15 protein-coding genes and 1 pseudogene are annotated in these 15,427 nt (G+C 39.9%); 12 read left to right on the top strand and 4 right to left on the bottom strand.

Going from position 1 to position 15,427, the window contains the following annotated elements:
* Positions 1-310 precede the first annotated feature (310 nt).
* From C942_RS17460 to hypE, 9 genes are all read left to right on the top strand, one after another.
* On the top strand, positions 311-649 hold the full coding sequence (locus C942_RS17460) for a hydrogenase maturation nickel metallochaperone HypA/HybF (protein ID WP_036800853.1): 339 nt from the start codon (positions 311-313) through the stop codon (positions 647-649).
* A 17-nt stretch (positions 650-666) separates the two neighbouring features.
* Positions 667-1,245, top strand: a complete 579-nt coding sequence (locus C942_RS17455; protein WP_036800889.1) for a 4Fe-4S dicluster domain-containing protein — start codon at positions 667-669, stop codon at positions 1,243-1,245.
* Positions 1,245-3,155: an anaerobic carbon-monoxide dehydrogenase catalytic subunit gene (gene cooS / locus C942_RS17450; protein ID WP_036800850.1), complete on the top strand. Its 1,911-nt coding sequence runs from the start codon at positions 1,245-1,247 to the stop codon at positions 3,153-3,155. Before C942_RS17455 ends, cooS begins: the two co-directional genes overlap by 1 nt.
* Before the next feature lie 56 nt (positions 3,156-3,211).
* The gene (locus C942_RS17445) at positions 3,212-3,979 is read left to right on the top strand and encodes an ATP-binding protein (RefSeq protein ID WP_007468152.1); all 768 of its coding nucleotides are present in this window, start codon (positions 3,212-3,214) and stop codon (positions 3,977-3,979) included.
* 46 nt (positions 3,980-4,025) lie between these two features.
* The gene (locus C942_RS17440) at positions 4,026-4,214 is read left to right on the top strand and encodes a CooT family nickel-binding protein (protein WP_036800846.1); all 189 of its coding nucleotides are present in this window, start codon (positions 4,026-4,028) and stop codon (positions 4,212-4,214) included.
* Between the two features lie 304 nt (positions 4,215-4,518).
* On the top strand, positions 4,519-5,289 hold the full coding sequence (gene hypB / locus C942_RS17435) for a hydrogenase nickel incorporation protein HypB (protein ID WP_007468150.1): 771 nt from the start codon (positions 4,519-4,521) through the stop codon (positions 5,287-5,289).
* A 222-nt stretch (positions 5,290-5,511) separates the two neighbouring features.
* Positions 5,512-5,751 (top strand): HypC/HybG/HupF family hydrogenase formation chaperone, encoded by a 240-nt coding sequence (locus C942_RS17430; RefSeq protein ID WP_007468148.1) that lies wholly within the window; start codon positions 5,512-5,514, stop codon positions 5,749-5,751.
* Positions 5,752-5,756: 5 nt separating this feature from the next.
* A complete protein-coding gene (gene hypD, locus C942_RS17425; RefSeq protein ID WP_007468146.1) occupies positions 5,757-6,872 on the top strand; it encodes a hydrogenase formation protein HypD in 1,116 nt (371 codons plus the stop codon).
* Positions 6,873-6,874: 2 nt separating this feature from the next.
* Positions 6,875-7,894 (top strand): hydrogenase expression/formation protein HypE, encoded by a 1,020-nt coding sequence (gene hypE, locus C942_RS17420; protein WP_007468144.1) that lies wholly within the window; start codon positions 6,875-6,877, stop codon positions 7,892-7,894.
* 491 nt (positions 7,895-8,385) lie between these two features.
* Here the strand turns inward: hypE and C942_RS17415 are convergent, their stop codons facing one another.
* Entirely contained in the window at positions 8,386-9,489 is a 1,104-nt protein-coding gene (locus C942_RS17415) for a hypothetical protein (protein WP_007468142.1), read from the bottom strand.
* Between the two features lie 481 nt (positions 9,490-9,970).
* Here C942_RS17415 and C942_RS17410 point away from each other — a divergent pair, with 481 nt between their 5' ends.
* Positions 9,971-10,456: a hypothetical protein gene (locus C942_RS17410; RefSeq protein WP_007468140.1), complete on the top strand. Its 486-nt coding sequence runs from the start codon at positions 9,971-9,973 to the stop codon at positions 10,454-10,456.
* Between the two features lie 425 nt (positions 10,457-10,881).
* On the opposite strand, the gene C942_RS24450 is transcribed toward C942_RS17410, so the two are convergent.
* Entirely contained in the window at positions 10,882-11,202 is a 321-nt protein-coding gene (locus tag C942_RS24450; protein ID WP_051035859.1) for a hypothetical protein, read from the bottom strand.
* A 494-nt stretch (positions 11,203-11,696) separates the two neighbouring features.
* Between C942_RS24450 and C942_RS17400 the strand changes: the two genes are divergently transcribed.
* Both C942_RS17400 and C942_RS24790 read left to right on the top strand, forming a co-directional pair.
* Positions 11,697-12,854, top strand: coding sequence for a tyrosine-type recombinase/integrase (locus C942_RS17400; protein ID WP_007468137.1), 1,158 nt, complete (start codon positions 11,697-11,699; stop codon positions 12,852-12,854).
* A 147-nt stretch (positions 12,855-13,001) separates the two neighbouring features.
* A pseudogene (locus tag C942_RS24790) lies at positions 13,002-13,230 on the top strand (IS110 family transposase); the annotation flags it as partial.
* 16 nt (positions 13,231-13,246) lie between these two features.
* Here the strand turns inward: C942_RS24790 and C942_RS17390 are convergent.
* Together C942_RS17390 and C942_RS17385 are read right to left on the bottom strand one after the other, a co-directional pair.
* Positions 13,247-14,146: a DUF2971 domain-containing protein gene (locus C942_RS17390; RefSeq protein ID WP_007468133.1), complete on the bottom strand. Its 900-nt coding sequence runs from the start codon at positions 14,144-14,146 to the stop codon at positions 13,247-13,249.
* A 158-nt stretch (positions 14,147-14,304) separates the two neighbouring features.
* The gene (locus tag C942_RS17385; protein WP_232428192.1) at positions 14,305-15,321 is read right to left on the bottom strand and encodes a hypothetical protein; all 1,017 of its coding nucleotides are present in this window, start codon (positions 15,319-15,321) and stop codon (positions 14,305-14,307) included.
* Positions 15,322-15,427 lie beyond the last annotated feature (106 nt).

The following is a 15,427-nucleotide window of genomic DNA, read 5'->3' as shown; positions in this document are numbered from 1 at the left end:
TCAGCACCACGATAATTATCGTTTTCCACATTTTCATGCCCATACCGATGAACCGGCCAAACATGAAGAGGAACTTCATAAATATGTTCATCCAGAAAGAATTCCTTTGAAAACATTGTTCATTGGAATGACATATGGGTTAGTTGGTTCTTCAGTATTTGTTGTTTTGGTTGCAGCCACTTCGCAGACACCCTAATGGGATTTGGATATATAGTTTTGTTTGAGTGTCAGCTAGCCGACAGACACCCCGTATCAAGTAGTATTAAATATAAAATCAAAATTAAACTTATCAACTTTATTTGGACTTGATATGCATGAAGCTTCAATTACCGATGGGTTAGTCAAAATCTTGCTATCAGAAGCAAATCGACATGAGGTTTGTGTAATAAAAAAAGTAACGATTAAAGTTGGAAAGCTCCAAGCGGTAGAACCACAAGCTCTACGGTTTTGTTTTGAAATGTTTGTAGAAAATACAATTGCGGAAGGCGCTGAACTGGTAATAGATCATCTGGCTGCAGTTGCTCGTTGTAAGTCATGCTTACATGAGTTTGAGGTTTTTAATTTCCAGTTCAAATGTACATGTTGTGCCTGTAAAGATCTTGAGTTGTTACAGGGAGAAGAGCTGTTTATCGATAGCTTTGAAGTATGAATAATAAGGCCGGTGTTATGAAAGAACTGGAGAACAATATTATCTATGCGGACGCACAGAAATGCTTGGGCTGTCATAGTTGTGAGCTTGCCTGTGCCGTCGCTCATGGTGGGAAAGGCGGCATAATAGATTCTGTTATTAATAAACTACCTCTGTTTTCACGAACAAAAGTTGTTGTTTCGGACGGAGTAATGATGCCGATGCAATGCCGACAATGTGAGGACGCACCATGTGCAAAGGTTTGTCCTACAGGAGCCTGCCGTCAAGAAAATGATCAAGTTCAGATCGTTGAAGAGAATTGTGTGGGTTGTAAATTGTGCGTCATGGTGTGCCCGTTTGGTGTGATCACCGTTAAAAGAGATGTATTTAAAGATGATGGATGCTCAACAAATCAAGGGGTAGCGTTAAAGTGCGATCTTTGTACAACTTGGCGCATGGAGAATGGTAAACAAGAACCAGCATGTGTTGAGGCTTGTCCTACCAAAGCAATAAAACTTATTAACCTGCATGAATATCGTATGGCGCTGGTTCAAGCAAGAGCTAAAGAACTAGCTCAGTCGCAGAAACATCTGAATTTGACATTGAGGAAACTGTAATGAGTTTGATAATAAAAACAAGCGATCCAGCGGTTAAAACTTTGTGTAAGGTTGCTGATAAAGAGGATATTGCAACGGTTTTTGATCGGTACCAAATGCAACTTCCGCAGTGTGGTTTTGGGTCCTTAGGTCTTTGCTGTCGAATTTGTTACAAAGGCCCTTGTCGAGTCGATCCCTTTGGTGAGGGACCACAGTTAGGGATTTGCGGGGCAGATAGACATACCATTGTTGCTCGTAATGTGACCAGAATGATGGCAGCTGGCGCAGCGGCTCACTCAGAACATGGACGTCATATTGCCTTGGCTATGCAGAAAATTGGTAAGGGGCTACTACCTGCCTATCGGATACGTGATGAAGATAAACTCTATCGTATTGCAGAGTTGCTCGATATTGATACGTTGGGTAAGGAAATGCTTGAAGTTGCCTATGATGTGGCAACAAAAACACTAGAAGATTATCAGAATCAGGATCACCACAAAGGTTGCCATTGGATAAGTGCGACACTGCCAGATAAGCGGGTTGATCTCCTTAGTCGCTTAGGTGCGTTACCCCACAATATCGATGCCACGGTGTCACAGATCATGGCTAGAACACATATAGGTTGTGATGCTGAACCCAAAAATGTGTTCCTTGGTGGTATTCGCGGAGCATTAGCTGACTTTAATGGTATGTCACTGGCGACAGAACTGTCTGACGTTATGTTTGGAACCCCGAGCCCGGTTGTCACTGAAGCAAATATTGGTGTGATAGATAAAGATGCTGTCAATATAGCAGTCAATGGTCACAATCCGCTGCTTAGTGAAATCATTTGTGACATTGCAAGAGATATGAATGATCTTGCCAAAGAAGCTGGTGCTGAAAAGGGAATCAATATTGTTGGTATATGCTGTACCGGTAATGAGGTAATGATGCGCCATGGTGTGCCTTTGGCTACTAATTATTTGTCACAGGAAATGGCGATCTTGACCGGAGCATTAGATGCTATGGTGGTCGACGTGCAGTGCATTATGCCGTCTTTGCCACAGGTTGGTAATTGTTTTCATACCGAAGTCATTACGACAATGGATGAAAATAAAATGCAGGGGGCGCGTCATATTAGTTTTCACGAGCAAAATGCGGTGGAAACGGCGAGAGAGGTAATTCAGTGTGCTATCAATGCTTTTACTCGTCGAGATCCTAATAAAATTAATATTCCCAATGTCAAACAGACAGCGGTGGTGGGCTTCAGTAGTGAAGCCGTTATTACTGCTTTATCTAATCTCGATGCCGTCGATCCGTTGAAGCCTTTGGTTGACAATATAGTGAATGGGAATATTCAGGGAGTGGCCTTATTTGCCGGCTGTAACAGCACACAGACTGTGCAGGATGAAAGCTATCAGATAATTGCTAAAACATTGGCGGCAAACAACGTGTTGTTGCTAGCTACGGGCTGTGGAGCGGGGGCGTTTGCCAAGCATGGTCTAATGAACCAGCAGGCTACGGAGCAATATGCTGGTGATTCTCTAAAGGCGGTTTTAACACAGATCGGTGATGCGGCTGGTCTTAATGGTCCTTTACCTTTGGTACTGCATATGGGGTCCTGTGTGGATAACAGTCGTGCTGTTACTTTGGCTACGGCGCTGGCTAACAGGCTAGGCGTTGATTTATGTGACTTACCTGTAGTTGCATCTGCTCCTGAGGCTATGTCGGAAAAGGCTATAGCCATTGCTTCATGGGGGGTAGCGATCGGCTTGCCAACTCACTTAGGTACTATACCGCAGGTTACCGGTTCTGATGTGGTTACGGAATTAATGCAAGAAGGTGCTAAAGATTTATTTGGTGGTTACTTCATTGTTGAAACTGATCCCAAAATTGCGGGCAATAAACTCGTGGAAGTGATTAAAGCTAAGCGACAAGGGTTAGGCATCTAAACAAATGACAAGCGGGTGGCAAAGCTTGTCACCCGTAGCTCAACGATGAGGTGACTATGAAAATAGCGATTACGGGTAAAGGTGGAGTAGGCAAAACGACCATCGCTGGATTATTAGCCAGAACTTTTGCTGCTGATGGAAGTCGGGTCTTGGCTATAGATGCCGATCCCGATGCTAATCTTGCTTCAGCTGTTGGTTTTTCTGAAGAAGAGCGCAATAGTTTGCAACCATTTTCCAGAATGAAAAACTTAGCTAAAGAGCGTACCGGGGCGGATCAAAATAGCGTTGGACTATTTGTACTAAATCCTAAAGTTGATGATTTACCTGATAGCCATTGTATCGAACATGCTGGTGTACGGTTACTCATGATGGGAACTGTCGAGCATGGTGGCTCAGGGTGTGTTTGTCCTGAACATACGTTGCTACGAAGTTTGATGAAGCACCTTTTGCTGGATCGTGATGATGTTGTGATCATGGATATGGAGGCTGGTATCGAACATCTTGGGCGTTCAACTGCAGAGGCGGTAGACGTACTAATTGTGGTCGTTGAACCGGGACAACGTAGCTTACAGACATCAACACAGATAGAAATGCTTGCGGGTGAAATTGGCATAAAAAGAATTGTTTATGTTGCCAGTAAAGTGGTAAGTCATGATGATCTTGTTTTTTTAAAAAATGCATTGAAAGACAAGGATTTCCTGGGCTTTTTATCTAGCAGTGAAACAATTAGAACTGCAGATAAGCGTGGTCTATGTGCATTTGATATAGGTGGACGTTTTCTTTCAGAGATTCAGGGTATTAAAACCTCGCTTACCAAACTTTAGAATGATCAATAAACACATGAATTCTGCTGAAGAACGGAGATAATATATGTGTAATGTTAAAGTAATACTTGTATCAAATGGAACCAAAGAAATTATTGAAAACGTTACTCAACTTGACTTCGATTTAACGGAAATCGTAGTGACTACTTTTTTCGAGCCTATACGAGTCTTACGTGGTTTCAAACCGGTAGTTGTTGACTTCTTAGAGGGGACGGTTGTTCTTGAGGAGCAATAGAAGTAATTATGGAACAGAGGTAAATCAAGCAAGGCGATAGTAAGGAATACTTATTATTAATGGTTAACGTCTTAGCGTTTGGTTGTCTTACTGGGGTAGTAACAATGACGAGAATATTATTCAAATGGAACCTTGGAAAAAATGCTTGATGAGCAAGAATTACTTGAGCTATCTGGAACTATTGAACAGATGATATTTCATGTGAAAAGTACGAGGCTTCATTTGCTACTGGCAGAAGAGGGTTTAAATAATAGCGTTTGAGTTTTCATTGAAGATACCTCTAATATAGATGGCAGGATAATTTATGTGTAATACATGTAACTGTAATATCACTGATGGCAATAGACATTTGATCCGAGATGGAGGGGAATACTCTATAACTGAAAATGGACAAAAGTCATTCACAGTAATAAAAAACCTCTTGCATGAAAATAATAATCAGGCCGAACATAATCGCGCCTTTTTCAATAGCCGAAAAGTATTGGTGATTAACCTGATGTCATCACCGGGAAGTGGTAAGACTCGACTACTGGAATCAAGTATTAGTGTGTTGAAATCAAGAGGTATTGGTGTTGCTGTGATTGAGGGGGATCTTGAAACAGAAAATGATGCAGATAGGATCCGAAAACACAATGTGCCAGTCGTTCAAATCACGACAGGTATGGCATGTCACTTAGACGCTCATATGATTAAAAATGCGCAAAACCAACTTGATCTAGAGAGTATTGCTATTCTGTTCATTGAAAATGTTGGTAATCTAGTTTGTCCCGCCAGTTTCGATCTTGGTCAACATTTAGATGTTGTTCTGCTATCGGTTACTGAAGGTGACGATAAACCATCGAAGTATCCAGTTATGTTTAGAACTGCTGACAATGTTCTGCTAACAAAAACAGATCTTATATCTTTCTTTGATGATTTTTCACCAAAAAAGGCGAGGAAAGCTATCACTGATTTGTCCCAAAATGCACATATAATAGAGCTCTCGTCAAAAAGTGGCTACGGTATGTCAGCTTGGTTCGATTGGTTAGAAAGCTCACTAGTGGAATTCCGTTCTAATAATAATCTTCCATGGTAACACTATAAATAATAATCAATTAGCACTTAGTAACAGGACACTAGATGTTAGATTAGATAGCTCTAGTAGAAAGGAAACCTTATGTTTTCTATATTTGTTTTGATTTCCATGAAGTAAAAATAATCAAGAGCGATTATTAACTACTGATTTTGGTAATAAGTTTAAAATGCGAACTCATGTGTTTTTGAGCCAACAGTCTGCTCATGCCGAGAAACTATAATAATGTGCTTATCTATTCCTTCGCAAGTTGTCAAAGTGGATGAAAAATCCTGTAGCGCCATTGTCGATACAATGGGTGTGAAACGTGAGGTCAGCACCCATTTAATGACAGAGCCATTGAGTATTGATGATTATGTGCTGATCCATATCGGTTTCGTAATGGAGAAAATCGATAAGGGTGACGCTGAACTGAGTTTGGCACGGTATCAAGAGCTGGTTGAAAAGTTGAATTTTGAGGAATAGTAGCCATGCTGAGTTTACAACAACTGTATCGAGGGTTTCGTGACACCGAAACCATCAGAACATTAGCACATAAAATTCACAAAGAAGCGCTGAGTGTTAAAGCTAAGATTAATATTATGGAGGTTTGCGGTGGGCATACTCATACCATAATGAAGTATGGGCTGAAACAGTTATTACCCGATAATATTAATTTTATTCATGGTCCTGGTTGTCCTGTTTGTATTATGCCCAAGGAGCGTATAGATCATGCCGCTGCATTGGCTAGCTTGCCTGGTGTTATTCTTGTAACCCTTGGTGATATGATTAGAGTTCCGGGCTCTGAAGGAAGCTTGGCTGAGTTTCGCTCACGAGGCTGTGATATTCGACCTATCTATGATCCTCTTGATGCGCTGAGGATAGCTAAAGAAAATTCGGATAAAATGGTGGTCTTTTTTGCAATTGGGTTCGAGACTTCAACCCCAATGACTGCGGTGTTAATAGAATTGGCTGAAACTCAGCGGATTAATAACCTTCTTTTCCATATTAACCATGTATTGGTACCTCCTGCTATCGATGCTGTAATGGCCGACTCTGATGTTAAAGTGAATGCTTTTATAGGTCCGGCGCATGTTAGCGTGATCAGTGGAGCGAAGGTGTATCGCTCTACTGTTAAAAATTATGGCATACCAGTGGTAGTTTCCGGCTTTGAGCCTGTCGATATCATGGAGTCTATATTATGTATCATCAGGCAAATCTCATCAGGATCCGCTAAGCTTGATATTCAGTATAGTCGCTCTGTTACCGAGCATGGTAATTTTATTGCTCAGACTAAAATAGATAAATACTTCATGGTTCGTCCTTCGTTTCGTTGGCGTGGTTTAGGCCCAATTCCGAATTCTGCATTAATGTTAAAGGATTCCTATCGTCATAGAGATGCCGAATATAAATATGCTGATAGATTACCTGTTAAAGAAATTGACGATCATAAAGCGTGTCAATGTGGAGATATTTTACGAGGGTTATCCAACCCTACATATTGTAAAGTTTTCGGTCGGGGATGCACCCCTCAAACACCATTGGGAAGTTGCATGGTTAGCTCAGAAGGAGCTTGCAACGCTTATTACCGTTACAACGGATTATGAATATGTTTGATATTAATAAAAGACCTGAAGTGATTCAACTTAGTCACGGCGGTGGTGGAAAAGAAATGAATAAACTAATTAAATCACTTTTTTTTAGCGCATTTAATAACCCTATCTTAAATAATGATGAAGATGCAGCCCGACTACATTTGAACGGCGATATAGCTTTCACTACTGATTCCTTCACGGTGTCGCCGTTGTTTTTTGCTGGTGGTGATATAGGTAAACTAGCCATTGCAGGTACAGTAAATGATTTAGCAATGATGGGAGCTAAGCCTGAGTATCTTAGCTGTAGTTTTATCATCGAAGAAGGCTTTGAGGTTGGCAAGCTCAAGAAAGTTGTTGATAGCATGGTAAATGAAATGGATAAGAGTGGCGCAAAAATTGTCTGTGGTGACACAAAGGTAGTACCAAAGGGCTGTGCTGATGGTTTATTAATTAATACTTCAGGAATAGGGCGAATTCAGTTTGATGGGGTCTCAGTTACTAACATTAAGCTAGGTGATGTGATAATTGTTTCTCGAGATATTGGCCGACATGGTGCTGCCATACTCATGGAACGTGAAAGCTTGGCGCTAGAAACAACTCTTACTAGCGACTGTGCAACACTTTGGCCAACAGTCAAACATTTGATTGAGGCCAAACTTGAAATACATGCCATGCGAGATGCTACTCGAGGGGGGGTGTCTGCAGTATTAAATGAATGGGCGATGGGATCTAATGTCGGAATAACCGTCAAAGAAAGTGCTATTCCGGTGTGTGATGAAGTCAAAGGGATGTGTGAATTGTATGGTTTCGAACCTTTCGATCTAGCCAATGAAGGGACGTTTCTTATTGCACTTCCAGAAGACGAGGCAATTAAGGCTCTTGATATCATGCATGAATTTGGTTGTGAGGCTACGGCAGCTATCATCGGTAGGGTATCTGAAGATCGCCCAGGGAAAGTTATTCTGAAAACACCTTGGGGGAGTCGTCGTTATTTAGACTTGCCACAAGGTGAGCTACTACCAAGAATTTGTTAATTTCATTTGTAGCTATGCAACTTTGGCAGAAAAATCCTAGTTATTTTGTCGTCTCCCGTAAATGGAACTACGTGCTGGCAATATTAGATTAAAGTGAAATGACACTGAAATAATTTGGTGCTTTCAAATTGTACGATGGACTTTTACCCACCTGTACAATATATCAGTCTGTTTTAGCTACTGGTGCTTTGTGAGGTCGAGATCTCAATTTTACAGCAGTATGCAACGGAAGAGGTAGAGTGATTAATATGCGTTTCAAAAAATCCACTTGCAAAATAAATTTGTTTTCGAAATCTAAAAAAACGCATAGAAAAGCTACCAGTATCTATATTAAAAGCTACTATTTCAACACTCTGGTATCATGACGAAACTCCGAGAAAGTTTTTATCGACTTCAATTATCAATAAACATCAAAAGGCCGACCATTGGAAGACCTTTTGCTAGCTATAATGTTTTTACTTTTCATTTGAAAAGTACTGATTGCGTTATACCTAAGACTTAGGGTTAATTAACTTTGTAATAAGGCCATATTTGTCTGAGTCGGCTTGAGTTACCCAGTGTGCACCTTTGGCTGGCGCTGAGTCCAACGTGAACATATAGAACGGAATACCTTGCGTACCCATGATGTGGTTAAAGTAAGTTGCTTGTTTGCGATGGCTTTCGTCTGTATATGGGATATCCTTAGCTGTCTTATCTCCCTCACTCCAACTATGGACACCAATCTGCATTGCTTGTTCAATAGGTCCAACTTTTGTTGCTCGCTCTAAAATACGCTGTTCGCCAGCCGCGAATAGATCTGTACCTCCTGAAAATACTGAACCATTTTTAGTGACGAAAGTATTCATTTGGTTGTCGTTAATGAGTAGGCCTGTATACATGTTGATATCATCATCGGCACTTCCTCCGATATGGTTATTGAAAAGTATATTCATTTTTAGGCCATTATGGCTTTCAATGATTTTTTTCAATTGTAGATATGTCGTTACACCTAGCGTCGAATTGACACGGTTACTACATGTACCACTGCAGATTACATCACGGTAGAACTGGTCAAAAGCGAATGAAGTTTTAACGTTAACTTCGCCTGAATCGAGTTGTGCAGACAGTATTGTTGAACCAATTGCGGTCAAGTAATTATAAGCCTCGGTCAAGAATTCAAGACGTACTGTTTTGGCGGTACTGTCTGTTTGAGACTCCAATAAAGATCTATCTGATGAACTCGATATTTTACTTGGGCTACAGTCAAATTGTTCGATGTTGGATGAATCAAAGTAGATAACGCAGTTTGAACCACTTTTACTCATATCAGTAAGTCTTAATATCACTGAATCTCCAGCGATATTACTTAACATTACAAGTTTATCATCATATAGATCGTCAGAGAACTTCAGTGTTGAGTATACTTTGCCATCGAAAGTGAGGTTCATGGAATTTAAAACAGCTAAACGCTCTTCTAAAACTTCTTCGAGAGCATTATCACTAAAATGATAATCCGCTTTTGGTTGGTTAATTGGCTGTGTTGTTGAATTAGATGAGCCGGAGTTACAACCACTCATAAGTAAAACTAAACATGCCGCAAATAGTGTACTTTTCATATGTAAAAGGTTTCTTAATAAAGTGAATTTGAATGAAGAGTAAAATAACGTAATTATCTACCTGAACAACTAGGAGGGCGTCATTTATTCAAATAAAGCCAAAAGTATTACAATCTCTTATTCTACAAGTAGATTAAGAACGATATCTTATCAGCTAATATTAAACAGCAAATCCAATGATGTAAACTCAACATGATTAACTAAAAAAAGGCTTAGATAATTCATCACATTTCTTGAGAATTTTGAAAAATCATCACTTATTGTTCAAGTTAAATATTGGGGTGGGTAAAAGGACGTCTGTGTCTGAATAATCCATCATTACATCATTGAATCTATAATTTTAGGATGAAAAATCACAAAAATCAGACTAATGGTTGAGTTTTATGATTTTTGAAGTAATAATTCACATGCAATAAACCATGGCCTATTTCTATTTTTGGCCGTGATTTTAATCCGCTTCAGAAAAAACAAAGAGAATAAAATGAAAAAAATAACATTAATAACTCTAGTTTCTATGCTGACCCTATTTGGATGTGACTCTGACGACGCAAAAGATGCAGCACAAGGAAACACAAAAGTAGTAGCGCTGGATGGAATAAATGTGAAAGGATTTCCACTTGTTGATGACGGCTACTATAACGAAGAAAAGTTTAATTCTAACGGCACTTTAAATACTACTCTTACTTTCAAAAATAAAAATGATCTTGAAAACCTAGGAGTTAGTGTAAAGGGTGAATCTTGCGCATTACTTACAAAGAAAGCTGGTGAAAGCGAAGCTTGTTTTGATATAGAAGATGGCCAAAATATTTGTATGCCCAAAGAGTTTGAATCATTTGGCTACCGAGTGTTTACAATCGATTTGAAAAACTTAGCATTAGCTGAGAAAAATGATTTTCAACGAATTGACTCATTAAAGCTATTTAAGCGGTTGGACTTCAATCAAGTTGACTGTAATAGTTTAAAGTAGTCTTTTAACGCCAATAGTCCACTGGGGACTATTGGCTTTATCTTCAATTCACAAGTTATTATCTTATCAGGTCTTGAAAGCAAACATTACTGATAATGAATTTTAGCCTTATAATATTGACTCCCTAATCAATTGCATTTCATCAGTCCCCGTTCGCCGGTATGGTTTTTGTTTACCCTAATTTTAAGTATCCTGTTTGCTTATCCTGATAAAATACCTCTATTCAAGTTAGTTTAACCAGCGGTTATATCGCGGTCAAAGTAGGGAACTAGGCATTGGCTAGCTCTATGGTGTCGAGATACTTTTTAGACGTATTTTCTTAAATAAGTGATGCTGTAACGTTTTGTTCGCGCACATTTCTAAAAGCTCGATTATTAAGATCTTTGAGCACACGACCAAACTGGGTCAGCCAGTAGGATTGAGCATCACGTTTGCTGACATGGAAAACCGCAAGAACGCTGTCGGTTTACTGTGTTGCTTGATGTATTCACGTGTGGAAATGCGGTGGCATCATCGGTGTAGACCAACAGGTAGCACTTCGAGCTACGACCTTCGAGCCATTCATGGTGTGAACCGTCGATCTCGGCAATGACGAGGCTGATGGACATGGGGTTTGCGTTTGGCATGAGGACTCCACAGATCATCCATTGGCGCATAGTTTCAACAGAGACTTGAATCCCATGACGTTCTGTCAGCTTCTTATGGATCAGTGTCGGTCCGAATTCAGCGTAATATTCGTGGATCAAGGTTAATACCCGTAATTTAAAATTATCATCATGCCGCTGATTGCCGGGTGCTCAAGCTGCAGCTTATCCGTTTGTCGCAAAAATGTCTTGGATGAGTTTAATCCGCAGCAATTCATCGTCCAGTAACATCTCATTGGCTCCAGATAACACGCTAGGAAAGAGTGCTCTGAAGTTAGTTCAACATGACATTTCTAATTAGATCTTTCATTTGTTTGCTTGCTAGTACATATTACATTTATTATGTTAAATGTAATATTGAGAGCAACTTAAGAATTAGTAAGTTTTCATATTGATGTGTTGCCATCATACACTTTCCTCAAGGAAAGTCCTTTCGAGCATTTGGGGGGAATGAGTAGGATAAATATACGTAAAATATGACATGAAAATAATTACCCTATATAATGCCAATTATAACAAGTAACTGATATCCGTAGTAGGGTTGACGTGACATTGTAACACTTTAAATCTTGCTCTTTATGGGGACAATGATAGGGATGAATAATAGTGGCCATTTTAGCCCGGTGGTGTTTACAAACCAGGAGCAATTGACCAACGCATCTGTTGTACGGATTAAGAATCCTACTGAACGATCGCGTTATAGAGAACTGATTGCCGAATTGAGTAAACTACTTTATCGAGCTGCTGATATGTCGGATCTGGATGACGACAAGCGAAGAGTCGCTAATGATGGTTTTGTGTCCTATCTATACAATGCATCAGGCCGGAGTCTAAACACATTGCGCCAAACGAAGCATTCTCTTCGTTTATACCTTGATTGGTGTGAAGAGAATCAATTGCGTTCATTACCTACATCACCCTATGAGCTTGGTCACTACCTCAATTTCCTTGAGATGGTCAAAGGCCACGCGCCAAGTACAATTAGTGCCCATCTATCTGTTGTCTCTTTGCTTCATCGGATTGCCGGTATGATAGATGTAACAAAAACCCAACATGTCATTGATACCATGGCCAGCATTCGAATGAATGCAATAAGAAATGGTTACACTGAAAACCAGCAAGCGGGTTTTCGTAAACACCACCTTCAAGCCTTGCGCCATCAATGGGAAAATAGTAATCATCCACGCGATCGCAGAGACCTTGCTCTATTATCTTTAGCTTGGGATAGCCTACTTAGAGAAAGTGAGTTAGCTAGAGTGACATTGAGAATGCTAAAGCTAAATCGAAATAATGGCCACTATATTGGTCGAATTGGCTATACCAAGACCAGTAATAAAAAAAATGATGCCTCGGGCAGCGTGTTCTTCGTTAGCCGGCAAAGCTACCAACTTTTGATGGCAGCAATAATTGCCACTGGAGGTGATCCTGATGATAGAAACAGTTATGTATTTTACCCATTAACAAAAAAAGGATTTGCCAACAAGCGATTTTGTGACCCTGTAACTGGCTTTTCACCACTAAGTGGTGAAGCTGTAGATGGAGTATTTGATCGAGCTTACCAGGCACTAAAACCCGAAGATTGTGAAAAGCCATGGCGGGGACATAGTGCAAGGATTGGTCGTGCTCAGGATTTATCGGAAGCTGGGGCCACGAACAAGCAAATAATGCAGTTAGGTCGCTGGGAAGATCCAAAAATGCCCTCTCGGTACACTCGTGAACAAGATCTAAGTGAAATAGCTGCTCAATTTATCTAGTCAGCATTATCACATGAATGACAGTGTCGCATTAGGTATCAGATACATCCTTGAAATTTACAAGTGGTATAATGTTGTTAAATTTCTGATGTCTTACTATCTACATCAAAAAAGTTATAGTGCATTAGATATGCGTCGCCTCCATAAAACAGGGAAAGTAGGCGCTATAAAGAACACAGAAAAATACAGGGTGGTCGAGCCCAGGTTAGAGCAGTTTTACACATGGCTATGATGTCTGCCATGCAATGTAACCCTGTTTTTAAAAGTACCTATCATCGCTTGCGTCAGAAAGATGGTTATCATCCTCAATTCGATGCTGAGAGATGGCGTCTTATGGGATGCAAAACAGCTTAAAATTTATCTGTTGACGCCATAGTCGTTTGTTAGGCCTATTATTGCCTCTTAACAATACTCAAACCACTTAGGTCTTCGGACTCAACAACATCATAAAAATCAACATCATTTCCAATATGCTGCGCCACTAAGTCTCTATAGTATTTTTTTCGTCCATCACTCATACGCAAACCAAAAACCACGTGACTTAAAATTCCAGGGTAGTCAAACAGTCCATGACTTTCTTCGACATACCTCCACTCCTTTTCATACTCCCACGCAGGCGTTTTTGTACTAATTGTTGAACGGAAAACTTCATCTTCAAATGAGACTCTTTGAACGTTCGCTTGACCAGTACCCGGAGGCATAATTTGCACTTCGTTTTTAAAACCCGACTCAAATGTAGGTTTTTTCCTAGCGTAAATTACTGGTAGACAATGACGTTGATTTGAAAGCTTGCAGTCACTCGAACATCTAAAACCTAAAGCAATACCTTCATGATTCGCACCGTAATGTGCCCACATTAATTCATTCGAACAATCTTCACTTAAACTAAAAATACCAACTTGAGATAAGCGTTTACGCATATCTTTAAAAATATTTTCAGGACGAGAAAGCTCTATTCCATGGTCAGAATATAACTGCCTCATAGCTTTTACTTTTCTAGGGTGATTTAGCTTAGAAAAACGCTTAAGCCATTGCTTAGTTTCTCTTTCATTAAGTGAGAATAAACGCTTAGGAGGCTCAAAGAAAGGAGGTTGCATAATAACCCCCATGATCTGTGCATTTTCGTTTTCACGAATAGTTTTTGCTTCCCATTCAGGCGGTATCTCGCCTATTTTGCATTCAAGAGGATCGTTTAATTGCTTTGGAGAGGACAACCAAACTTTCTGATTTTTAATCATATCTTCTGTACGTTCAGAATCATCACGATATTTATAAAGTACTTCTGGTTTCAAAATAAACTCCCGTTAATATTTCCTCTCAGCCCTGAGACCTAACGACTTGCCATAAAACGCCAGCAACGCATTACGACAATATTTAATTGACCACCGTAAACAACAAAGCCAATTCAGACCTAGAATGCCGAGCGTTGATGGTCGTTTTGATGGCTTTGTTATGCTTCACTTAACCAATGATATTCGTACATTTCCATATCTTCTCGATCTCGTTGCTCTGCGATATCGCGAGCAATATGTTCAGCACAGTCGGTACATGCTGACAAATTATCATAACCATAAGTGTTGTATATAATTGCCTCTCCCTCGCAATAGTCAATATCTAAACTATTATGGATTGACTCCAACTCATGCTCGTAAAACAACTCTTGGCAATGCGGGCACTCTTCAACATTGTCAGTGTGAGTGCATGCGTAGCAAGAATTAATGGACTCATATACTACAAATGTACCAGCTAAGCAGTTCGGACACTCCCATACAAGGTTTTCGTCAATCTGCTCATCCTCGATTCTTTGTAGTGCATTTTCAACTAGCACCTCTCGACTTTTTTCGATGTCGATTAGGTTTTCAATTGCTTCAGACGAAAGGATATCCTCGACTTGTATTTCAAAATGTCTACGTTGAACCGTAGCAATCAGAGAAAAAACCTTAAAGAACTGAGCGCGAGCATACTCAACTGATAACTCAAATTCTGAATGAGTTATTTGATTTCGTAGCTTAATGGCAGAAGTCATTCCATTCTTTTCATTTTTAGTAAATGAAATATTACCAATTTTTGGATTTGAAAGTCGTTCAATTGCTTTAGTTACACTGACTGTATTTTTCGGGTTGTCGATATTTTCATATATAAAGAGTGGGTGAATATTTTTCAGGATTAACTTAAGACTCAATTCCAAAGACTGAACCAGATTTAAAATAGCAAATTGCCAATGCCTTACTTCATCTTCAGCACCTATTGCTTTATCCACAGCCTCGACTAGAAACGATTGACTATTTTCTAATAGGTCCAACTTAACTGAATTACTTACCACTAAACTTACCTCTTCCTGAAGCATAACGAATGAGGAACCGCAACCGCGTAGTGTCATCAGGGTCATGGCATCGAAAGCCAGTAAACAGACCGAATGTAGAGCGGCAGTCCCAAACCTTCCATCACCTGACGCTGTTGTTGACAACCGGGGGAGTCCATGTAACCTTGTTAAGGTGTGAGGCACGCAATACCGAGGCTTCCGCATACCACCTTAACCAACGCATAGTGAAAATGCCACGCGTTGCGAATTA

The organism is Photobacterium marinum (assembly GCF_000331515.1).
GTDB lineage: Bacteria > Pseudomonadota > Gammaproteobacteria > Enterobacterales > Vibrionaceae > Photobacterium > Photobacterium marinum.
Note: the sequence above shows the minus strand (reverse complement) of the source record. Positions and strands in the feature narration are given on the sequence as shown.

Coding starts and splice junctions, on each gene's coding strand:
- C942_RS17430 (WP_007468148.1), top strand. CDS start 5,512: ATGTGCTTATCTATTCCTTCGCAAGTTGTCAAAGTGGATGAAAAATCC.
- hypD (WP_007468146.1), top strand. CDS start 5,757: ATGCTGAGTTTACAACAACTGTATCGAGGGTTTCGTGACACCGAAACC.
- C942_RS17460 (WP_036800853.1), top strand. CDS start 311: ATGCATGAAGCTTCAATTACCGATGGGTTAGTCAAAATCTTGCTATCA.
- cooS (WP_036800850.1), top strand. CDS start 1,245: ATGAGTTTGATAATAAAAACAAGCGATCCAGCGGTTAAAACTTTGTGT.
- C942_RS17410 (WP_007468140.1), top strand. CDS start 9,971: ATGAAAAAAATAACATTAATAACTCTAGTTTCTATGCTGACCCTATTT.
- C942_RS17440 (WP_036800846.1), top strand. CDS start 4,026: ATGTGTAATGTTAAAGTAATACTTGTATCAAATGGAACCAAAGAAATT.
- C942_RS17455 (WP_036800889.1), top strand. CDS start 667: ATGAAAGAACTGGAGAACAATATTATCTATGCGGACGCACAGAAATGC.
- C942_RS17400 (WP_007468137.1), top strand. CDS start 11,697: ATGAATAATAGTGGCCATTTTAGCCCGGTGGTGTTTACAAACCAGGAG.
- C942_RS17445 (WP_007468152.1), top strand. CDS start 3,212: ATGAAAATAGCGATTACGGGTAAAGGTGGAGTAGGCAAAACGACCATC.
- C942_RS17415 (WP_007468142.1), bottom strand. CDS start 9,489: ATGAAAAGTACACTATTTGCGGCATGTTTAGTTTTACTTATGAGTGGT.
- hypE (WP_007468144.1), top strand. CDS start 6,875: ATGTTTGATATTAATAAAAGACCTGAAGTGATTCAACTTAGTCACGGC.
- hypB (WP_007468150.1), top strand. CDS start 4,519: ATGTGTAATACATGTAACTGTAATATCACTGATGGCAATAGACATTTG.